Here is a 21,470-nt window from a genome sequence, read left to right as displayed (position 1 = left end):
TGGATCTGCCCGTTGCCGCGATAGTTGATCGACGGGACCAAGGACCTTGATCGACAGCCAAATTTAAGGATTCAATCACGACCCGTATCGGTCGGCGCTACTGTCGCTCCATCGGCGGTCATCGGGGGCCGCAGTGATTCGGGGGAATCTTTCATGATCACGACACGCGTCAGCAGCGCGGTCCGGAGCCGGCATCCGCGGCATCCGACCGGAGATCCGGTGCAACCAAGGCGTACTGCGATCCGGCGCACAAGCCGACGATGTAGCCAACGAACGCGCGGCTGACCTCCGCGCCGTCGGTTGCCAAGCAGGCACGGGATCTGGACAAATCCGGATCGGATGGCCTCCTGTCTGGTGCCGGCGGCCGGTGAGTAACGCGCCGCGTCGAAGCGACGACACGTCCGCCGCCTGGACCCTGCGGCGACGAAGCGCAGACCCTTCCTTGCACAGACGCTCCATAGCCATAGAACGGGCGCCGAGACGAGCGCCGCGTTCCACTGTTGATCATTCGGGGGAATGAGAATCGATGCTTCGCCATGTCCGAAAACTGAAGGTGGCCGTTGTCGGCGCCGGCTACTGGGGACCGAACCTCGCCCGCAACTTCGCGGCCAGCCCTGACTGGGATCTGGTCGCGATCTGCGACCGGGACGATGAACGGGCCCGCGCACTCGCCGACCGGACCGGTGCCGCGGTCGAGCACTCGGTGGACGAATTGTTGGATCGGCGGCAGATCGACGCGATCGCCATCGCCACACCGGCACGGACTCATGCCGACATCGCGATGGCCGCGCTGAGCGCCGGAAAACACGTACTGGTTGAGAAACCGCTCGCGGACACCGTCGAGGCGGGTCGGCGGATGGTGCGCGCCGCACAGCAACGCGGGCTGATCCTGATGGCAGACCACACCTACTGCTACACGCCCGCGGTGGTGAAGATCAAAGAACTGATCGAAAACGGCGAGCTCGGCGATGTCCTCTACGTGGACTCCGTGCGAATCAACCTCGGACTGGTGCAGCCGGACGTCGACGTGTTCTGGGATCTCGCGCCCCACGATCTGTCCATCCTCGATTTCGTGCTGCCCGACGGGCTGGCACCGGACGGGGTGACCGCACAGGGCGCAGACCCGCTGGGATCCGGGCGATCCTGCGTCGGCTACCTTGGACTGACGCTGCCGGCCGGTGCGTTGGCCCACGTCCACGTCAACTGGCTGAGCCCGACCAAGATCAGACAGCTGGTGATCGGCGGCAGCCGGCGGACCCTGTTGTGGGACGACCTCAACCCGCAACAGCGGGTCAGCGTCTTCGACCGCGGCGTCGACCTCCAACGACAGGCCGACATGCTCGGCGACTCCAGCCGCCGCAAAGCCGCACAGATCTCGTACCGTCTCGGCGACACCTGGGCGCCGGCCCTGCCCGAGTACGAGCCGCTCGGCCGGATGGTCGCCGAATTTGCGGCGAGCATCCGGGAACAGCGACCGGCCCGTACCGACGGCGGGGCCGCGCTGCGGGTGCTGGCTGTGCTGGAGGCAGCGCAGCGAAGCCTGACGCAGGGCAGCCGCTGCCAATCCGTCACCCGTCCCGAGCCGAGCCTGGAGGTCGTCGGATGACACTCACATCCCTTGCTGGTAAGCAATATCTCGTCACCGGCGGAGCCGGCACCATCGGTTCGCAGATTGTTGACCAGCTGGTCGCGGCCGGCGCCGAGCACGTCGACGTGTTGGACAACCTGGTCCGCGGCCGGCGCGACAACCTGGCCGCAGCGTTCAGCAGCGGGCGGGTCCGCCTGATCGAGGGCGACATCGGCGACCGCTCGCTGCTCCGTGAGCTGACCGACGGCAAGGACACGGTCTTCCATCAGGCGGCGATCCGGATCACCCAGTGCGCCGAAGAACCACGGCTGGCCCTGGAGGTGCTGGTGGACGGCACCTTCAACGTGCTGGAAGCCGCCGTCCGAACCGGCGTCCGCAAGGTGGTGGCCGCGTCGAGCGCGTCGGTGTACGGGCTGGCGGAGGAATTCCCAACCGGTGAACGACATCACCATCACAACAACGACACCTTCTACGGTGCGGCAAAGTCGTTCAACGAGGGGATGCTTCGCAGCTTCCGAGCGATGTACGGATTGAACTACGTCGCGTTGCGCTACTTCAACGTGTACGGACCGCGGATGGACGTGCACGGCCTCTACACCGAGGTGCTGGTGCGCTGGATGGAGCGGATCGCCGACGGCCTGCCACCGTTGATCTTCGGCGACGGCGCACAGACGATGGACTTCGTCTTCACCGAGGACATCGCCCGGGCCAACCTGTTGGCCGCGACCCAAGATCAGGTTGTGGACGGTGTCTACAACGTTGCCAGTGGGACCGAGACCAGTCTGCTCGGCCTGGCTCGCGCCTTGCTGCGGGCCATGGACGCGGAGTCCGTCGGTGTCGAGTTCGGCCCGGAGCGCGCAGTGAACGGCGTCACTCGTCGGCTTGCCGACGTGGCAGCGGCTCGTCGCGATCTCGGTTTCGCGGCCGAGGTCGGTCTGGACGAGGGACTGCGGCGGCTCGTCGACTGGTGGCGGCCGGTACGAGCCGAGGTTGCCGGTCAGCGCATTGCGGAGGTCGTGCGATGACCGAGCGGATCAACGTGATGAAACCGTGGCTGGGTACGGAAGAAGCCGCAGCGGTTGCCGAGACGATCGCCTCCGGCTGGGTCGCGCAGGGACCGCGGGTGGCTCAGTTCGAAGCGGCGTTCGCCGACCGTCAGCAAGCCCCGTATGCGATTGCGACCTCCAGTTGTACGGCGGCGTTGCATCTCGCGTTGTTGGTGGCGGGGGTGGGACAAGGGGACGACGTGGTCGTCCCGTCGTTGTCCTTCATCGCCACCGCCAATGCGCCGACCTACGCCGGGGCGCGGCCGGTGTTCGCAGACGTCGATCCAGTCACCGGGAACGTGACGGCAGCAACGATCGAGGCGGCGATGACCGCGCGGACGACCGCGGTGATCATCGTCGATCAAGGTGGGCTGCCTGTTGATCTTGAACCGATTCGGGAGGTTTGCGACGGTCGCGGCGTCGTGCTGATCGAGGATGCCGCCTGTGCGGCGGGATCCAGCTATCGCGGCCGGCCAGTCGGTGTCGGTGCGGATCTGGCCACCTGGTCGTTCCATCCGCGGAAGTTGATCACGACCGGCGAGGGCGGCATGATCACTACCGGCAATCGGCGCTGGGCCGAGCGCGCCCGTACCCTGCGCGAGCACGCGATGAGCACGTCCGCGGCTGATCGGCACAGCGTGCTGTTGTCGCCGGCGGAGAAGTATGCCGAGGTCGGCTTCAACTATCGGATGACTGACCTCCAGGCCGCGGTCGGCCTTGTCCAGCTGGAAAAACTCGATCAGCTGGTGAATCGTCGGCGGGCGTTGGCAGCCCGCTATCGGACAGCGCTCGTCGACATCCCGGGTGTCCGGGTGGTCACTGATCCGCCGTGGGGGATGAGCAACTTCCAGTCGTACTGGATCGAGCTCGCCGCCGAGTTCCCGTTGAACCGGGAGGAGCTGCTGGAGAAGCTCGCCAGCGAGGGAATCTCGGCCCGCAGAGGAATCATGGCCGCGCATCGGCAGCCGGCGTATGCGGCGGCGGAGCTGGTGACACCGCTGCCCAACACCGAACGGCTCACCGGTCACACGATCATCCTTCCGCTCTACCACCAGCTCAGCGTTGAAGATCAACAACGAGTGATCGACTGCTTGCAGGCGGCCTCGGGGGCGGAGCGATCATGAAATCGCTGCTGTTGTTGGGGGCCGGCGGATTGGCGCGGGAGGTGATCGCCTCCGTCGCCGCGACGGGAACGCATCGGATCGTCGGAGTGCTCGACGACAACGAAAGCCTGCACGGTTCGCAGCTGGACGGCGTCCCGGTGATCGGGCACGTCAGCCAGGCGCCACTGCGGGACGAACAGCTGCTGGTCTGCATCGGCGCCGGTCCGGCCCGAGAACGCGTGGTCCGCCGGCTGATCACGGCCGGTGTGGAGCAGCAGCGATTCGCGACCTGTATCGACCGCGGGGTTCGGATCCCGCCCGGTTGCGTGGTCGGTCCCGGCAGCATCCTGCTGTCGGGAGTCGTGCTGACCGCCTCGGTGACGGTCGGTGCACACGTGGTGGCGATGCCGTCGGTGGTGCTCACCCACGACGACGTGGTCGCCGACTTTGCAACCCTGGCAGCGGGTGTGCTGCTCGGCGGCGGCGTGCGGGTCGGACGGGGAGCCTACCTGGGCATGGGCTCATCGGTCCGGCAACGACTGGCGGTCGGTGCGTACGCGACGTTGGGCATGGGCGGCGTGCTCGTCGATGATCTCCCGTCGTACGAGACCTGGGCCGGGGTGCCCGCCCGCCGGCTGGACGGACGGGATCTTTTTGATCATCACCGGATCGGGCGGGCTGCGAGTCTGCATCTCACCTCTGAGAGGCTGTCATGAGGATCCTGGTCTGCCCGCATCAGATGGGCATGGGCGGCAGTCAGCTGACCGCCATCGAGCTGGCCGCCGCGATGGGCGGTCACGGGCACCGGGTCAGCATCTTCGCCCCGGCAGGCGTCCTGGTCGACCGGGCCCGCACGCTGGGACTGGAGCTGATCACTGCTCCCGATCCGCGCCGCGGACGGGAGTGGGTGCGCAAGTTGATCACCGTGATCGGGCAACAGCACATCGATCTGGTCCACGGGTACGAATGGCGACCGTGCCTGGACGCGGCCTTCGGGGCCGGCGTGTTGCGTCGCACCCCGGTGCTGATGTCGGTGCTGTCGATGGCGGTTCCGGCGTTCTTGCCGCGTGGGTTGCCGATCGTGGTCGGTACTCCGGCGCTTGCCACTCGGCAGCACTCGCTCGGCCGTCGGACGTTCCTGATTGAACCGTCGGTGGACATGATCACCAACCAGAGCAGGGATGTGGTGGCTGCACGCGCTCGGTGGGGGGTTCGGTCCGATGAGCTGGTGATCTCGACGGTGTCGATGCTGACCACCGAGCTGGAAAAGCTGCAGGGTGTGCTGGCGTTGATTGCGGTTGTCGATCGGCTGTCTGCCGACTACCCGATCCGGCTGTTGATCGCCGGCGACGGAGAAGGGTTCGAGCAGGTTTGTCGTCGTGCTCAGCAGGTCAATCAGCGTCACGGCCGCGAAATCGTCCGCCCGCTGGGGTTCCTGCCGGATCCGGAGCCGGTGTACGAGGCGGCCGATGTGGCGATCGGGATGGGTACGTCGGCGATCAAGGCGATGGCCCACGGCAAGCCGCTGATCGTCCAGGGTGAGGCCGGATTCTGGCAGTCGCTGCGGCCCGACAACTCCGAACGATTCCTGCACGCGGGTTGGTTCGGCGCCGGGGGCGCGGGTGTACGTGATCTGGAAGGTGCGTTGCGGCCGTTGTTGGGCGATGCCGGGCTGCGCACCGAGTTGGGCCGATTCGGTCGTGAGTTGGTCGGCTACCGCTACAGCACCGGCCGGGCTTCGCGGCGGCTGGCCGGCGTGTACGCAGAGGTGGGCAGCAATCGGTTGCGGCTGCGACGGATGGCGCCGTCATTGGCGCGCTCGGCAGTCGATGTCACCCGGTATCGGCTGGCCGAACGGATGGGGGATGTGGTCAAGCATGAAACGGCAAGCAGGGAAGGGATGGTGAACCCCTGATGCAGATTCCGATGGTTGATCTTGGTGCGCAGCAGGCAGAGATCGACGCGGACGTACAGGTCGGCTTGAAGCAGCTCTTTGCCGACACCGCCTTCATCGGTGGCCCGGCGGTTGCCGAGTTCGAGGCCGGCTACGCCGATCTGATCGGTGTCCGGCACTGCGTCGGCGTCGGCAACGGCACGGATGCTCTGGAGTTGGCGATGCGGGCAGCAGGCGTCGGACCCGGCGACGAGGTGATCATGCCGGCCAACACGTTCATTGCGACAGCCGAGGCGGCCGCGCGGATCGGGGCGCTGCCGGTGCCGGTCGATGTCGATCACGATCACCTGTTGATCGATCCGCAGCAGGTTGCGGCGGCGGTCACCGAGCGAACCAAGGCGATCGTGCCGGTCCACCTCTTCGGGCAGACCGCGTTCGTCGAACAGCTGGAGCCGATCGCGCGCGACTGTGGCGCGGTGATCATCGAGGACGCAGCGCAGTCGCAAGGGGCGCGGCGACATGGTCGGGCCGCAGGCTCGCTCGGTCGGATTGCCGCGACAAGCTTCTACCCGGGCAAGAATCTGGGTGCAGCCGGCGACGCCGGGGCCGTCCTCACCGACGATGATGATCTTGCTGCGATGGTTCGATTGATCAGTGCACACGGCAGTGCTCGCAAGTATCACCACGAAGTGGTCGGGATCAATTCCCGGCTCGACTCGATCCAGGCGGTGGTGCTGAACGCGAAACTGTCGCGGCTGGCCGATTGGAACGACCGTCGCCGCCGGACCGCCGCGCGTTATGGGGGCCTGCTCGATGATCTGTCCGGAATCAGACTGCCGCGGGGTGCGCCCGGCAACGAGGACGTCTGGCACCTGTACGTGGTCCGAGTGCCGCACCGTGATCAACTGCTGCAGACGCTCAACAGAGCCGGCGTCGGCGCCGGCATCCACTACCCGGTCCCAATACATCTGACTCCCGCGTTTGCCCACCTGGGTTACGGTCCCGGCTCGTTCCCGGTTGCGGAACAAGCCGCGCGGGAGATCCTGTCGCTGCCGATCCATCCCCACCTGACGGTTGATCAGCAGGAGTTTGTTGCTCAGGTAATGGTCACCGCCATGGCAGCGCGAACGAGGGGCTGACGTGCCGCGCTGGATGCTCCCGAGATCAACTCCGGGGAGCCAGGTGCCTCTACCCACCGTCTCGGTCGTGGTCCCGTGCTACAACTACGGCCGCTACTTGCCGCAGGCCGTGCATTCGGTGCTCGATCAGCCAGGCGTCGCGGTTGACGTGTTGATCGTCGACGACTGCTCGACCGACGGCAGCCAGGCGGTCGCTCAAGAGTTGGCTGATGCCAACCCCCGAGTCAAGGTCTTGCTGCACGAGCGAAACGCCGGCCACATCGCCACCTACAACGAGGGCTTGTCCCGTGCGCGCGGCGAATACGTCGTCTTGTTGTCTGCTGACGATCTGCTCGCGCCAGGCTCGCTCGGCCGGGCCACGGGCCTGATGCGCGCCAATCCCACCGTCGGATTGGTCTACGGCCATCCACAGGATTTCGTCGACACTCCGCCGGAGTTCATTGGGCGCCGCAGCAGTTGGACCGTGTGGAACGGAGTCGGATGGATCCGGCGGCTGTGCCGTCGCGGCGGCAATGTCATCCTCAGCCCGGAGGCCGTTGTCCGAACCGACATCATGCGTCGACTGGTCGGCTACCGCGCCGACATGCCACATGAGGCCGACATGGAGTTATGGCTACGCATCGCAGCGGTCAGCGATGTCGGCCGCATCAACGGACCGGATCAGGCCTACTACCGCGATCACGGCGCCAATATGCACCATGGCCGATCCGAAGGTCTCTGGTTGGCCGACCTTCAAGCTCGAACCAATGTGTTCGACACGTTCTTCGCTGAGCATCCTACGGTGGCGTCGCGGATCGGAGATCGGGCTCATCATGCGGCCCGCCGAGCGTTGGCGAACGAGGCCCTCCGGCGGGCACGGATGGCGGCACTCGCGGATGGTGGTAGCTCAGCGTCGGCCCAGGAGTTAGCCGGCTTTGCGCGTCAGGTATGCCCCGAGATCGTGTCCACCCTTGCCTGGCGCCAGTTCGATCACTATCAGTCGATCTCGAGTTCGGGCGCGCTCGCCGGGGCCGACCGGGCGCTGAACCGCATCGTCGAGTCCTACCGCTGGCGCAGATGGCGCGTGACCGGCACATGAGCGAAAAACGTAGCGCCGTCCTGGACGCGGGGGCGGTCCGCAGCGGCGCCATGTGGAGCGCGGCCAACACGATCTTCGTCAAGCTGGTCACGATCGCGATCACGGCCATCGTGTTGCGGATCGTCACACCACGTGAGTTCGGTGTCTTCGCGGTCGCTGCCACCGTGTATGCGATTGTTTCGAGCTTCTCAGACTTCGGCTTGGGCTCCTGCCTTCAGCGGCGAGACTTCGACCCACGCAAGATTGGGCCGACCGTCGTGGCCTTGGCATTGGTGACGACAACGTCGCTGGGCATTGCGACGATGATGATGGCGGGTCCGTTGGCAACGGTGATGGGCGCGCCGGACGCGGCAGGTGCGGTCCGGGTACTCGCGCTGTCAATCATCCTCAATGGGGTGTTCACCGCGCCGACTGCGCTGGCGGCCAGGGACTTCCGGCAGCGGCTGGTTTTCAGTTCGTCGTTGGTGGGGTTCGTCCCGGCGAACGCATCGCTCGTCCTGCTTGCGGTTCACGGGGACGGCACGATGGCGTTTGCCTGGTCGCGAGTGATCGGTCAGCTGTGTTCGGGCGCGTTCCTGGCCTGGCAGCTCAGGGCGTTCGTTCGCCCAAACATCGATCGCTCCCAGTTGAAGATGATCTTGCGGTTCGGCGTGCCGTTGGCCGGGGCAAACCTGATCAACTTCACCTTTCTGAATCTCGACTACATCTTCGTCGGTCACCGCATGGGGCCAATCGTCCTGGGCGTCTACATGTTGGCATTCAACACTGCGTCGTGGGCAACGTCTGTGTTGTCGTCAACGGTGAACACGGTGGCCATGCCAGCGTTTTCCCAAGTGGGCAAGGACGAAACCGCGCTGCGTTCGGCGTTGGCCACCGCAGCGCGAAGTGTCGGCCTGGTGGCATTTCCGATCAGCGCCTTGACGATCGCATTGGCCGGTCCGTTGATCACTACCGTCTATGGGAGGCAGTGGACCGCCGCCGTTCCGGTGCTGCAGATTTTGGGCGCCTACGGCGCGCTGTTCGTGATCTCCTTGTTGTTCGCGAACCTGCTCGTCGGCACCGGGCGTACCGCTGTGCTCATGGCCGTGCAGGCGGGGTGGCTGATCCTCCTGCTCCCGGCAATGTGGGCGGGCGCGGCCTGGGACGGTCTGCGTGGCGTGGCAACTGCTCACGTCGTCGTCGTGACCGTGGCAATCTTGCCGGCCTACATGATCTTGATCCGCCGGATTGCGCCTGGCGGTCCGGTTGCGATGCTGCACGCGCTGAAGGGCCCGCTGATGGCTGCCATCGTTGCCGGGGTGATCGCTCGCTTGACCGAGATTGTGATCAGTCAGAACATCGTGGCTTTGCTGGTTGGGGGTCTAGCTGGTGGGCTCTGCTATCTGGTGTTGTCATGGGGCGCAATTTTGGAACAGGTAACCGCCGGAGGTCTGAAGATCCTTCACCACAAGTCGCGTCACGGGTCAGTGCCCCGCGTGGGATGACCGGAATGGAGTTGATGATCATGATCACGAAGGCTGCGGAAATGACTCGGCGCGTCGCGCGTGTCTGGCGAGCGGGCGGTCGCGAAGAGCTGATGGCCAGGGCATCGCTTCGGCTCGGCCGGTGGATGAGCGATCGATATGCATGGCCGGAGCGGCAGTTCCTGCTTCGGCCCGAAGACATAACCAACTCCGCCGCCGTCCCCCGGAATGTCTCCGCGAGTCGTCTGGATCGAAACCATGAGCCTCTGCGCGTGGGCGTTGTGTGCTTTCCGCCGGCCCAAGGGTCGGGCGGTCACACGACACTTTTCAGGATGATCAAGACACTGCAGTCCCGAGGTCATGAGTGCGTGCTGTACCTCTATGACAGAGATACCGAAGACGTGACCAGACACGTGGATGTGATCCGGCGCGGATGGCCTTGGATGGATGTGCCGATTCGCAGTGCCCGGCCACGGATTGATGGCATCGATGCGGTGTTGGCCAGCAGTTGGGAAACCGCGCATGTGGTTGCCTGCCGTGCCGATCGGGCGATCGAACGCTACTACTTTGTTCAGGACTACGAACCGTATTTTTACCCGCAGGGATTCCTCCATGCTCTCGCCGAGGACAGTTACCGCTTCGGGTTCAAGATCATCGCGCTCGGCGACATGCCGGCGGCTTGTATTGAGGCCCAATTGGGCGTCGAGACGCGAGCGACCGTGCCGTTCGGCTGTGACACGGACACCTACTGCCTGCTCGATGGTACGGATCGACGTGCCGTCAGGTCAGGGGTCGTGTTCTACGCCAAGACCGGAGCCGATCGTCGGGGATATTGGTTGGCGCGTCGAGCGCTGCATCTCTTTCACCAAAGTCACCCCGAGCAAGCCATCCATGTCGTTGGAGACCAGGTAACCGGCTGGTCCATTCCATTGACTCAGCACGGTAGCGTTTCGCCGCGGGCGCTGAATGAGCTCTACAACCAAACGATTGCAGGCGTCTCGCTGTCCTTCACCAACATCTCGTTGGTCGCCGAGGAGATGCTGGCGGCGGGCACAATCCCCGTGATCAACGACTCTCCCTTGGCGAGGCTCGGGCTCGCAGACGACGGCGCGATCTGGGCGCCCGCCACTCCGGACGGGATCGCAGCTGGTTTGACCGAGGCTGTCGGCGGTCCCGACAGATCGGTACAGGCCGCCCAAGCGGCTCGGACCCGCGGTTGCAGCTGGGGTGAGACGGGGAGTCAGCTGGCAGGGGTCATCGAGGAGGATTTCGGGGTTGCCGTCTCTACGCTTCGGGCCGGCCACCGCACTCGCGCAACAAGCGCGTCTTGACTGGCTGAGACACGCTGGTCGCCAGCGAGCAGCCGGCTCAGCGCACCGGCGATTCCGAGCAGCACAAAGAGAAGCGCGGCGGACATCGGAAACGACAGGCCGTCGAAGAAGATCATCGTGGTTGATCCGGACACCAGTGCAGCCGCAACGGCGGGGCCGAGTTGGACCCACGGCTCACGAGCGGCACCTCGCCCGGACCGCCAAGCCGACCAAGCGGCAGCGATCAAAGCGATGATGAACAATCCGCAACCGATGAAGCCGACCTCGATCACCAATCCCAGATACTCGTTGTCCAAGATCAACTCCTGGGGGAGGAACGTGCCGAAACCGCTACCGATCAAGGGTGCCCGGCCGGCGATCGCGACGGCACCCGCAACGCTGTCAGTCCGCGACTGCGTGCTCGGATCGCCGTTGATGCCGAGAAACAGACCTCGCAACGTACCGATCATCCCGGGCACCAGGAAGAAGACCAGACCGAGCAGCGTGAAGACGACACCGACGGCCTTGACCCGGAGCCGCGGGGGAATGGCGGGCAGTAGCAACACCACGCCGGCAACCGTTCCGACGATCGCCGATCTGGACACGGAGATCAACACGGCAAGGCTGATCACCAGCGGTGGCCACCAGCGCAGCAGAACTCCGCGCCGCCGATCCGTCGCTCCCAACACGATGCCGATCGGCAGTGCGATGCACAGCACTGAGGCATACTCCAACGGATGGGACGCGGTGCCTGCGGCACGTACGAATCCTGCGCGTCCCTGAATGCTGTCGAAGTCCGAGCTCACCGCGAACCCGGGCAGGGTCAGCGCGTCGACGAACGATCGGCCAGTGGCGAATTGCAGTAGCCCCAGGATCGCCATCAGGCCGCCAAGTAGGGCGATCCGCCGCAACAGCGTCAGCAATCGGTCGAGACTGGGGATACCGTCCAGCGCGACCAGGGCGACACCGGCCCAGCTCAGCAGGCGCAGGAGCCCGGCATCGGCCGGACCGGTCTGCGTTGTCGGCAGGCCAAGGAGATAGGCGCGCGCCAGGCCGGCGAGGGCGACGGCGAGGAATGCCCACAGAGCCAGATGGACCGACCTGGCGCCGGTCGCCAGCGGCGTCGTTCGTTGCAATCGGAAATAGACCCACCAGACAACGCCGGCGAGGCCCCAGAGAATCGAGGGACGGCCGATCTGGCCGAGCGCGGGAATCACCAAGTAGGACGGCAATGCGCAGGCCAGCACGAGATAGATGGTCAGGAACGTCACGGCGTCGAAACCGGTGCCGCCACGGCCGTCACTTCGGCCCGGTGTCGGTCCGGTGGCCGCTCGCACGATCGTCTGCGACCGTCGCCGACCGATGAACTCATCGGCGGCGACCGCGAGCGCGATCGAGGCACCGACGCCGAGACCGGCGATGATTCCGGCGGCCTTCATTCGGCTCATCCGAGAGTTGCCGAACGATCCGATCAGACTGTGCTGGGTGTCGTTGAAGACCGTGATGTACGTGCTCGGAGCGGCACCGGCCTCGGTCTGCAACTGGCGCGTGATCGCGGTAAGGGCGGTGCTCACCTGGCCGAGTGTCTGCTGGACCTCTACCGGATCATCGCCGATGATCTGAACGATCAACACCGGCCGGTTGTACGAGTGCACCCACTGGCTGCCGGCGTTGGCGAGTTGAACGGACACCCCTTGTCGAATTCCGTTGCCGAACAAGGTTGCGGTCGGGGACGTGAGCTCGATGGTCGGATGGGAAGCCTCGTACTTGCGCCCCACAACGCCCGCGAAGTCGGTCAACGTCTCGGCTCGCGCATCGGGAAGGCCGGTGATCGCAGGATTGCCGGGCCCGACGAACACGAACTCGGTCTGCACGGTGTAGAGCCGGTGCGGACCGTCGAGGCCGATCACGCCGGCCACCGAACAGAGCAGACCGAACAGCACCACGTACCAACGCCGACGCAGCGCCAGCGCAACTTGACGAGTCGTCACGGGACGGTCGCGGTTTCGCGTGATCTCCCGGCTCCGGACGTTCGGTCGTCCGGCGGTGTGGCCCCGGAGCCGGCCGGATCGGAGCCGGCAGCCGGTTCGCGTGCTGCCTCGGCAGAGCCGGGACCTGGCGTCGGCTCGGCGACGTCCGATGGGGCTGAACTCTCGGGTGACTCCTCGGGCCCGCCGTTGCGGTCCGACTCCGGCTGCGTACCCTGCCGGCGAAGCCGTCGCTGGACCAGCCAGCCATCGATGAACCCTGTGAGCACGACGGTCCCGACCAGTCCGGCCCCGGCCGCGACGATGGTCGCAGCGAGTTGGGTCTTGGTCTGCGGCGTCGGCTCCGAATCCAGGTCAAGGGTTTCGGCCCGGATGCGGAGCTTGTCGCCGAGATGTTCTGCGTCCTGCATCCTGGTCAAGGTGGTGTCGACCGTTCCCACGGCCTGCTTCATCACCGCCATCGCAGAGTCCGGGTCATGGCTTGTCGCGGTGATCAGGACCACCGGCGCGCTGGTCGTCGGATCGGCCACGAGCGTGTACGTCGTGCCGGGGTGGGCGGTCGTGATCGATTCGACGATCGTCTCGGCGCTCGCCTTGCCGATCAACACGTCAACGGCCTGCGACATGCCGCCGAGGAAGAGGTACGGGTTGCCCTTGGGCCCGACCGTCAGCGTCGGAGGCATCAGCAGCACTCGCCCCTGCGCTTGGTAGGTCGGTGTGATCGAGGTGAAGGCGCCGTAGGCGATCGCACCGGTCACCAAGATCCCGGCGAGCAGGATGTACCACCGGCGCGCCAAGCTGCGAAGGGTGTCGACGAGCCGCATCAGCGGACCTGCTCCCCGTCGCCGACGGAGGCTTCGGGAAGGCTGCCACCTACGCGTTGGGGGATCTCGGCTACTGCGTTCTTGAGCCGATCGAAGCCGTCCCGTCCGAAGGCTCGAATGAGCGTTCGACGGATGGTGGAGCGAACTACCGTCCGCACGCCCCGCATCGGTCGTAGTGTGAGATTCTCTGCCAGGCAACGGATCTGACCCGGGTCATCGGGCATCGGTACGGTGCCCGGCAACAAGCCGGCGACCTTGCTCAGTGCCACACGTCGACCGTGGACGCGGTTGCTCACATTGCCACCATGAACGACCTGCAACCACCCGGGCGCGCCGGTCAGCTGGGCAACCGGCATCGAGCGACCGAGCCGGTTGTGCCAATCCGCCCACGCGGTGACCGGGGCCTCCCAACTCTCCGAGACCGAGCAGAAGGCGTTTAACCGATCGCGGTACAAGTAGAGCTTGTGACCGTGCATGATCACACCCCGGGTCAGATAGATCGCCCGCCGCGCAGTCCCCGATGTCGACTGCTGAACCCGAGCGACGAAATCGGGAGACAGCCCGTCGTCGTTGTCCAGGTTGGTGGTGATCAAGATCTGCCCTGTGGCGCCCGTCAGCCGACGAAGATCATCGATCAGGGCGTCGTGCGGAACGCTCGTCCGGAAGAATGGCGTGAACCGTCGGTCGTTACGTTCGATCCAGGCCTTCAGCCAGTCAGGGCTGTCCGGGTCGAAGTAGATCAACCAATGAAAGTCCTGCGACGTCTGTCGGACGACGGACGGTTCGCAATAGGTTTCGAACAACTCGACCCGCCTCCTCAGCCACCCTTCGCGAGAGCGGATGCTCTGCTCGCGTCCGGGCGACGGGAGGTTGAACCGAGTGATGATCACGTGGTCGATGGACCACGCCGAATCGACGACATGCTGGTCGGCGATGAAAGTCATGGCTCCCCCTAGCCAGGCATTCACCTCGTTTGCAGCAGGAATCGGCGCCCGCTGCCATAGTCAACTTAGCCGCGCAGGAGTGTCGGCGTGGACCGTTGATCCATCTCGGGACTTTCGTCGCTATGTTCCTCGGACAGCAGCTGCCCGCGGCAAACCTGCCGATTCTCAGCTCATGCCTCGATGACCGGTCAGCAGCGACTCCCAGCGCCGGATGACCGGGGCAAGGGCCGCTCGCCTGGCCTCCATCCCTGCCAACGCCCGACCGGCTAGACCGTCGGCGAGCCGGTCCGGACTGGTCCCGATGGCACCGGGCATGGACGCCCCGGAGAAAATTGCGGCCACCACCCCACCGGCGGTGTCGCCGGCCGAAGCGCGTACCCGCACGGACAGGGGGAACAGCTGGCGAGGGCCGTGGAAGTCGAGCGCGGTGAACTGCATCAGGTTGTTCTCGGCGGCGGTCCGCAAAGCCCAGGTGTTGGGCCGAACCCCGTCGTACTTGCGGTTCCATACTTCGATCGCGGTGAGATCGGCGAACCACGCCGGGTCGAAATGATCATGAGCCGACCGGCGAGCCGGGTGGGCGAAAACACTGACCGCACCGTGGCTACGGGCGTGCGACAGTAGCTCCGGTACCGCCGGGCTGCTGCCGAGAAAGGGGATCTCGCCGTACACGGGCAGGTGGATCGTGTGGCTCGGATCCTGGTATTCGATCCCCGGCACAATCAGGAAGCCGGTGGCACTGATCTGCTCGCAGGTGCGGACGATCAACTGCCACTTCTCGTCGGTCATCGTCCGATCGTGTTCGCAGACCATCGCACCGTCGTAGCCCATCCACCGCAGCCGACGGACGATTTTGATCAACGGCCAGTCGCAGTCGTCGGAGAAGTCCGAGTGAATGTGAGCGGCGAGTCGCCGATACTTCATCGCACGGCTCGCTTCCGGCCACGAGCCTGGCTGCTCAGCGCCTGCCAGGTGTCGGCGAGCAGCACGTGCGGCTGCCGACGATTCCAGTTGTACACGCGATCCCGTCGTTGCACCGTCAGCAAACCTCGGATCGTCGCGCCGCGCTTCGGCCAATGATCAAGTGCCTGTGATTGGGGCCCTCGCCATACGAACGCTGCATGCAGGATCTCCCGGCCGACGTGCCGACATCTCACATGCGGCGCATCGACGGGAACGCTCGGCCGGATCGGCAGACCTAGTGCCTGCTGCACCGTCCAGGCGGGGTACTCGTAACCGCGACGACGTGATAGAGCCATGCTTCCCCAGGCCCTGCCGTTGACCTCCATGAACCACGGAGTTCCGTCGACGTCGCGGAGGAACTCGGCCATGAACTGTCCGCGCCATCCCAGCGCGGCCATCATCGCCGAAACGCTGTTCAGTAGCGCAGGATCGGGGTCGGCCGACTCGCAGGCAGATGATGCCGAACCCTGTGGGTTCACCATCCGTACGCGTCGATGCGCTGACCACGCAGTCGGACCTTCCGGACCGACGTAGCCGAAGACTCCTTCGCCGACCCCGGTCTTGATCGGCTGTGCCAGCAGGGGATACCCGGACAAGGAAGTACGGGCTCGGTCTACCTCGGATCGGTCGCCGCATACCCGGCCGGTCGGCCGGACAAGATGATCATCGACGAGTTCGACAGCAGCCGAAGGCTTCACGATGCATGGCAGGTCGAGGGTGTCGAGTTGCGATGCCGCCGTGATCACCAGCGTGTCCGGTACGGCCAGGCCGTGCGCAGACGCTGTGCGCAATTGAGCTGCCTTGTTCAACGCCCAATCGGCACCGTTCCGATCAGGTCCCACCAGCACAGATTCCCCGGCGTCGACCCGGGAGAACAGCCACAACGACGCATCGTCCAAGGGCATCATCGCAGCCGGTCCGATGCTTTCGACAGCGGTCGTGATGTCGTCCAGACACCGTGCCGCGCTGTGCTCGGGCCTGGTCACCTCGATCAGCCGTACGCCGCGGACGTGGCGGAGCGCGGGTCGAGTGCCCGAGCGGTTCAACGCCACCACCGAGAATCCTGCGGATTGCAGTGACCAGGCCACCTCGATCGCGGAGAAGGCGTCGGCGAAGCCGATCATGATCGTCAGCGCCATCTCTTGATCACTCCTCGCGCTGTCCGTGCGGCCCGGGTCCGAAGTGCTCCGTCAGGTGCGGTGAGGTATTCGGCCAAGGACTCGGTCGTGTCATGACAGGTGATGGTGTAGCGATCGCGGACCCACGCCGATGACCATGAAGCGCCCCCATCGACCGTGTACACCCGCTCATATCCGTGCGCACGCAGGCCCGCCAGCACCCGCCGGTCGTACTGACCGTTCGGACAGGCGACTCGGCGCACCTTCGCCCCGGTCACTCCTTCGATCCGCACCGCTGCCTCGGTGAACTCGCGATGTCGATCGGCTGCCGTCGTCAACGAACGCCAGGAGACGTGGTCCATTCCATGTGAACCGATGCTCATGCCCGCCGCAGCCAGCTCGACCAATTGCGCTGAGCTGAGGGACCCCGCGGTATCGACCCGACCGGCGATGACGAAAAAGGTCGCCGCCAGTCCACGCTGCTGCAGCTGCGGCAACGCCAACCGATGATCGGACTCGTTGGAGTCGTCAAAGGTGATCTCGACCTGACGGTGGCCAGCCAGCAGATCGAGCATCTCGGTGAATCGAGATTCGCTGATCCAGAACCGCTCCTCGCCAGGTTCGAGGACACGTCCCGGCGTCCCGACCCCATGGAAACACAGCGTGCTGACTCGATGCGTTCCGATTGTGATCATGCGGCGCCGTCCTTGGATCCGATGGACGACAGGACCCTCGGCGCCGGTGGATCGCCGTGCGGCAGACGGTCCCAGGATCTGCGTGAGAGCAGGTACTTCAGAGTGAGCCTGTTCTCCTCCCGGTGGGCCCGGAGCAGATGTTGAACGACGACCGCGGCCCGGAAGCGAAGGGCAACCCATCGGGTACGCGTCCGCTCGATGTGGCGGATCCGGTTGACCGACAGCAGCGCGAGCAAGATCGTTGCCGTCCCCGAGCCGCTGCCCTCGTGTACTGCTTGTGCCGCCGAGACATACCGCACGCGAAAGCCGAGGCGTCGAGCCCGGTAGGCGTAGTCGGTCTCCTCCGAGAAAAGGAAATATCGCTCGGCATCCCATGCACCGACCGCTCTGTCGCACTCGGGCGAGATCACCCACAACGCGGCTCCCGCCCAATCCACGTCGTGATCAGCGACGTAGTCGGTGTCGCGTTGGAGGATCTCGACCAGCGATCTTGGCCGGGCCGACCAGTGTGCGCCGAAGAGTGCCTCGCCGAGCGCTCCAGCCGGCGTCGGCTCCCGTCGAAGGTGCCGGAAGATCGCACCATCAGGTTTGGTCAATTGCGGGACGGCGATCCCGATGGTCTCGGAGGACTCGAGTTCGGTGACGAGCCTGCTGAGTGTGCCAGGCTTCAAGATCAAGTCGGGATTCAGCACGGCGACCGGTGCGCCGTCGATCGCCTGCTCGCGGGCGATGTTGATGCCGCCCGAGTACCCGGTGTTGCCGCCTGCGCTGATCAACAGAACGTCGGGATGTCTGCGCACTCGCTCGATCGTGTCGTCGCTGGATGAGTTGTCCACGACGATGATGCGCGTGTCCAAGCCGGCCGCTGCGGCGGGTATGCCGTCGATGAGTTTCTCAATGTGGTCTGCGCTGTTGTAGGTGATGATCGCGATGGTGATTGCGGTGAAGTGGCGCCGGGTCATGCTGGCCCTCCTTCTGCGCGGCTCGTCTCGTCACGTTCCCAACTGGGCGCAGAGGCCGGTGTTCGCCACAGTCTGGCCGCGGCGACAAACGCTGCATAGGCGAAGGCGTCGATGGCACTCCACGGGCCGTGCACCGAAGCGATCAGCTCACGCGCCGTGTCGGCGGTGTTGTGCGGACGCCCCTTGATCGGCTCGACGGTGCCAGAGGACCGCTGCTGGACAAGGTCTGCTTGTCCCCGGTAATTGCGGTGGAGAATGCGCAAGAGCGCGGCTGAAGTCCGCGGTGTGTGCACCGTCACCGGCGATGTCGGGACGACCACCTTCTCCTCCGCACTGAACTGATCATCCAGAAAGAGGTCATCGGCGACAACCGGCGGAAAGCTGCCGAACCGCTCGTGACCCTCGACGGTGAGCCCATACACGCCGGCGCCCCACATGGCACTCCGGGTTGAACCGATCCGCCGCCGGGCGCGATAGAAGGCACGTACTGGCGGCGATGCATCCTTGTCCTGGTAGTGAAACGCCGGCCTGGCAGCCAATACCCTTCCACGATGCAGCCGGTCGAGAACCATTCGGAGCGCAAGCGGATCGAGTTCGATGTCAGCGTCGAGGTAGATCCGTGGCCAGTGCGTCGCCACCGCGTCGGCGGCGTTCAGCGCCGTGATCTTGGATGCCTCGCCGACTTCCAGCACCCGAACGTCGCCGAAACTTCGTGCGATCTCCGCAGTTCTGTCCGTGCACCCGTTGCAGGCAACGATCACCTCGATCCGTCCGGAAGCCAACGCAGGTAGGAGGTGCTGCAAGGTTCGGCCGATCACCTCGGCCTCATTGTGTGCCGGGATGATCACCGAACCGGTCGGAAACTGGTCCAGAGTCCGAGCTGACGGCTCGGCCCGGCGGTGCCGGGGCAACTGGTCCCAGGTCCCCTCGTCGACCACGGTCGCGAGCACACCGTGGCGATCCGGCTTCCATGCCCTCAGCGTTTCGGCCAGCACCACCGTACGAAAGAACCACCGAGCATAGGGACGCGGCCGGTGTTTGCGGACGTACCGGATGCGGTTGATCGCCATCAAGGCGGTGAGTTCCGAGGGTTGGCTGATCAGCTCCGGTCCGAACTTGACGACGGCCGACGGCTCGTACCAGATCGTGTCGCCCAGTTCGCGGGCCCGACGACAGTAGTCGGTGTCGTCCGAGTACTGAAAGAACTGCTCGTCCCAATCACCCAGCCGCTCGGCCAGTTCGGCCCGTACCAGCAACGCGGCCCCGGTCGCCCAGGCGATCCGATGCGGGTGTTGATAGCTCTCCCGATTGAATTCGATCTCTGACAGAGCGCGCGGCCGACCAGGCAGATGACTGCCCAGGACCGCATCGCCGAACGCCGCCAGCACCGTCGGCTCATGGCGCACCGACGGATACACGCTGCCGTCGTCACTGAGCAGCCGCGGCACCACGATCCCGGCACCGGATCGCCGCATACGCAGGAAAAGGGCACGAACGGCGCCCGGCACGACTTCAAGATCAGGATTGAGCACCAGCACCGCCTCTGCAGTACGAGACCGGTGCAGCGCCGCGTTGATTCCGCCGGCGTAGCCGAGGTTTCCACCGGTCGAGATGATCGTCACGTCATCGAGACCGGACAAGGCGTCCAGCGTGCCGTCGGTGGAGGCATTGTCGACGACGATCACCCGAAGTCGCAGCATCCTGGCGTCGGCGCGCAGACTCCGCAACAGTTGGCCGATCGCGCCCGCGCTGTTGTACGTCACGACATGGACAACCACATCGGCCTGCTCGCCCGCGGCAACGAATCGGCCGTCGGCGGTGCCGATCAGGACCTGCTCGGGCGACGACTCGGCAGATGCCGGCCGATCCGAGTAGGGCCGACCATCGCCCGCCGGCTCGGCGGCATCGAGCAACCGCGAATCGCGTCGCAACTGGATCAGGCTGGGCGGATCGTCGATCAAATAGCGACGCGCGAGCCGGCGCGGCTCCAGCGCCAACCGCCAGGCCCACTCCAGCCCGTGGCCGGCTGCCCACTGCGGCGCCCGACGCACCCCACCGGCCAGGAAGTCAACCACCGCACCGAAGGCCAGCAACACGTTCGCCCCGGTGGCCAGACCGTACTTGGCCATCCAGAGCTCCTGCCGCGGCTTGCCCAGACCGACCACCAGCAGCTGGGTGCCGGACGATGCGATGGTCGCGGCCAGCTCCCGCGACGCTTCGGGATCCGCCAACTCGGCTCGATCCGGCGCCCACAACCCCGACACGATCAACCCCGGCCGAGTCCTGGTCAGCTGACGCGACAACAGCCGCTGGATCACGTACGACCCGCCCAGGAAACCGACCGTGGTGCCGTCGGCTTCGGCCCGGTCCAGCAGCGGCCCGATCAGGTCACTGCCGGCCAGCCGCGGCCATGCCCGCCCGGTCAGCCGGGACGCCTCGACGACCAGCGGGGCGCCGTCCAGCAGGGTCAGCCAGTCCGATCCGGGTGGGCTGAGGGTCGACTCCTGGTCATGATCAACTTCGTCGCCCGGCCCGCCGACGGCGCCCAGCCGGTAGTCCAACGTGTCGAACCATCTCCCGCTGGATCCGAACTGGGCAAGGTGATCCAGGTTGGCCGAGACGACGGACAGCGGCCGCCCGCTGTCGGATCCGTACCGAGCTCGCCGGCCGATCAACGCGACCGCCGGTTCGGTGTCCAGGAGATCGACCGGGACTCCGGCCAGACTGACGCGCGGCCAACCGGTGTTGATCATCTCGACGGCGGTCATGCCGGCACCAACCTTCCGTCTTCGACCCGGTATCGGGCCGCGGACGCCGGACACACCCAGTGATCACCATCGGGTTGCAGCCGGTGACCGGACTCGCCGACCCAGCCGGTCTGCCGAGCCGGAACGCCGACCATCAGTGCATGATCAGGTACGTCGCGGGTCACCACCGCTCCCGCCGCCACCGTCGCCCAACGTCCGATCGTCACCGGAGCCACGCACACAGCACGGGCCCCGATCGAGGCGCCCTCGCGGACCGTCACTCCCACGGCCCGCCAGTCCTCCGCCGTCTTCAGGCCCCCGTCCGGATTGATCGCGCGCGGGTGCAGGTCGTTGGTCAGCACCGCGGCCGGCCCGATGAAGACGCCGTCCTCCAGCCGGGCCGGCTCATACACCAGGGCGTAGTTCTGCAGCTTGCAACGGTTGCCGATCCGTACTCCCGGACCGACGTAGGCGCCGCGACCGATGATGCTGTCCGAGCCGATCTCGGCATCCTCGCGGACCTGCGCGAGATGCCAGATCCTCGTCCGCTCGCCCACCCTGTGCGGATCGGCGACATCGGCACTCTCGGCTATGAAGGTCATGGCTCT

The 21,470-nt window shown here is 65.7% G+C and carries 18 protein-coding genes; 9 read left to right on the top strand and 9 right to left on the bottom strand.

Going from position 1 to position 21,470, the window contains the following annotated elements; translation table 11 throughout:
- The first annotated feature begins 526 nt into the window (after nt 1-526).
- Genes FOE78_RS00555 through FOE78_RS00515 form a run of 9 tightly spaced genes read left to right on the top strand, consistent with a single transcriptional unit; the run spans nt 527 to nt 10,642 of the window.
- On the top strand, nt 527-1,606 hold the full coding sequence (locus FOE78_RS00555) for a Gfo/Idh/MocA family protein (protein WP_143984593.1): 1,080 nt from the start codon (nt 527-529) through the stop codon (nt 1,604-1,606).
- Entirely contained in the window at nt 1,603-2,613 is a 1,011-nt protein-coding gene (locus FOE78_RS00550; RefSeq protein ID WP_143984592.1) for an NAD-dependent epimerase/dehydratase family protein, read from the top strand. The genes FOE78_RS00555 and FOE78_RS00550 overlap by 4 nt, the downstream gene beginning before the upstream one ends.
- Entirely contained in the window at nt 2,610-3,758 is a 1,149-nt protein-coding gene (locus FOE78_RS00545) for a DegT/DnrJ/EryC1/StrS family aminotransferase (RefSeq protein ID WP_210414739.1), read from the top strand. Before FOE78_RS00550 ends, FOE78_RS00545 begins: the two co-directional genes overlap by 4 nt.
- A complete protein-coding gene (locus FOE78_RS00540; RefSeq protein ID WP_143984591.1) occupies nt 3,755-4,453 on the top strand; it encodes a NeuD/PglB/VioB family sugar acetyltransferase in 699 nt (232 codons plus the stop codon). Before FOE78_RS00545 ends, FOE78_RS00540 begins: the two co-directional genes overlap by 4 nt.
- Nucleotides 4,450-5,652 carry a glycosyltransferase family 4 protein gene (locus FOE78_RS00535; RefSeq protein ID WP_143984590.1) on the top strand — a complete coding sequence of 401 codons (1,203 nt, stop codon included), beginning with the start codon at nt 4,450-4,452 and terminating at the stop codon, nt 5,650-5,652. Before FOE78_RS00540 ends, FOE78_RS00535 begins: the two co-directional genes overlap by 4 nt.
- A complete protein-coding gene (locus tag FOE78_RS00530) occupies nt 5,652-6,770 on the top strand; it encodes a DegT/DnrJ/EryC1/StrS family aminotransferase (RefSeq protein WP_143984589.1) in 1,119 nt (372 codons plus the stop codon). Before FOE78_RS00535 ends, FOE78_RS00530 begins: the two co-directional genes overlap by 1 nt.
- Nucleotides 6,771-6,813: 43 nt before the next feature.
- Nucleotides 6,814-7,848, top strand: coding sequence for a glycosyltransferase family 2 protein (locus FOE78_RS00525; protein ID WP_168207295.1), 1,035 nt, complete (start codon nt 6,814-6,816; stop codon nt 7,846-7,848).
- Nucleotides 7,827-9,332 carry an oligosaccharide flippase family protein gene (locus FOE78_RS00520; protein ID WP_168207294.1) on the top strand — a complete coding sequence of 502 codons (1,506 nt, stop codon included), beginning with the start codon at nt 7,827-7,829 and terminating at the stop codon, nt 9,330-9,332. Before FOE78_RS00525 ends, FOE78_RS00520 begins: the two co-directional genes overlap by 22 nt.
- Nucleotides 9,333-9,337: 5 nt before the next feature.
- A complete protein-coding gene (locus FOE78_RS00515) occupies nt 9,338-10,642 on the top strand; it encodes a glycosyltransferase family 4 protein (RefSeq protein WP_143984586.1) in 1,305 nt (434 codons plus the stop codon).
- Here FOE78_RS00515 and FOE78_RS00510 read toward each other — a convergent pair.
- The 9 genes from FOE78_RS00510 to FOE78_RS00470 all read right to left on the bottom strand — a co-directional run bounded on the left by FOE78_RS00510 (nt 10,552) and on the right by FOE78_RS00470 (nt 21,464).
- Nucleotides 10,552-12,612 (bottom strand): O-antigen ligase family protein, encoded by a 2,061-nt coding sequence (locus FOE78_RS00510; RefSeq protein ID WP_143984585.1) that lies wholly within the window; start codon nt 12,610-12,612, stop codon nt 10,552-10,554. The genes FOE78_RS00515 and FOE78_RS00510 overlap by 91 nt on opposite strands.
- Nucleotides 12,609-13,433, bottom strand: a complete 825-nt coding sequence (locus FOE78_RS00505) for a hypothetical protein (RefSeq protein WP_143984584.1) — start codon at nt 13,431-13,433, stop codon at nt 12,609-12,611. Before FOE78_RS00505 ends, FOE78_RS00510 begins: the two co-directional genes overlap by 4 nt.
- Nucleotides 13,433-14,377, bottom strand: coding sequence for a glycosyltransferase (locus FOE78_RS00500; protein ID WP_143984583.1), 945 nt, complete (start codon nt 14,375-14,377; stop codon nt 13,433-13,435). The genes FOE78_RS00505 and FOE78_RS00500 overlap by 1 nt, the downstream gene beginning before the upstream one ends.
- A 165-nt stretch (nt 14,378-14,542) precedes the next feature.
- Nucleotides 14,543-15,301 (bottom strand): PHP domain-containing protein, encoded by a 759-nt coding sequence (locus FOE78_RS00495; RefSeq protein WP_143984582.1) that lies wholly within the window; start codon nt 15,299-15,301, stop codon nt 14,543-14,545.
- Nucleotides 15,298-16,479 (bottom strand): ATP-grasp domain-containing protein, encoded by a 1,182-nt coding sequence (locus FOE78_RS00490; RefSeq protein ID WP_143984581.1) that lies wholly within the window; start codon nt 16,477-16,479, stop codon nt 15,298-15,300. The genes FOE78_RS00495 and FOE78_RS00490 overlap by 4 nt, the downstream gene beginning before the upstream one ends.
- Nucleotides 16,470-17,153: a polysaccharide deacetylase family protein gene (locus tag FOE78_RS23475; protein WP_168207293.1), complete on the bottom strand. Its 684-nt coding sequence runs from the start codon at nt 17,151-17,153 to the stop codon at nt 16,470-16,472. The genes FOE78_RS00490 and FOE78_RS23475 overlap by 10 nt, the downstream gene beginning before the upstream one ends.
- Complete coding sequence (locus FOE78_RS00480; RefSeq protein ID WP_143984579.1) at nt 17,150-18,115, bottom strand: glycosyltransferase; 966 nt, start codon at nt 18,113-18,115, stop codon at nt 17,150-17,152. Before FOE78_RS00480 ends, FOE78_RS23475 begins: the two co-directional genes overlap by 4 nt.
- Nucleotides 18,112-20,883 (bottom strand): WecB/TagA/CpsF family glycosyltransferase, encoded by a 2,772-nt coding sequence (locus FOE78_RS00475; protein WP_143984578.1) that lies wholly within the window; start codon nt 20,881-20,883, stop codon nt 18,112-18,114. Before FOE78_RS00475 ends, FOE78_RS00480 begins: the two co-directional genes overlap by 4 nt.
- Nucleotides 20,880-21,464 carry an acyltransferase gene (locus FOE78_RS00470; protein WP_143984577.1) on the bottom strand — a complete coding sequence of 195 codons (585 nt, stop codon included), beginning with the start codon at nt 21,462-21,464 and terminating at the stop codon, nt 20,880-20,882. Before FOE78_RS00470 ends, FOE78_RS00475 begins: the two co-directional genes overlap by 4 nt.
- Between the last annotated feature and the right edge of the window lie 6 nt (nt 21,465-21,470).

This window comes from Microlunatus elymi (assembly GCF_007362775.1).
GTDB lineage: Bacteria > Actinomycetota > Actinomycetes > Propionibacteriales > Propionibacteriaceae > Microlunatus > Microlunatus elymi.
Note: the sequence above shows the minus strand (reverse complement) of the source record. Positions and strands in the feature narration are given on the sequence as shown.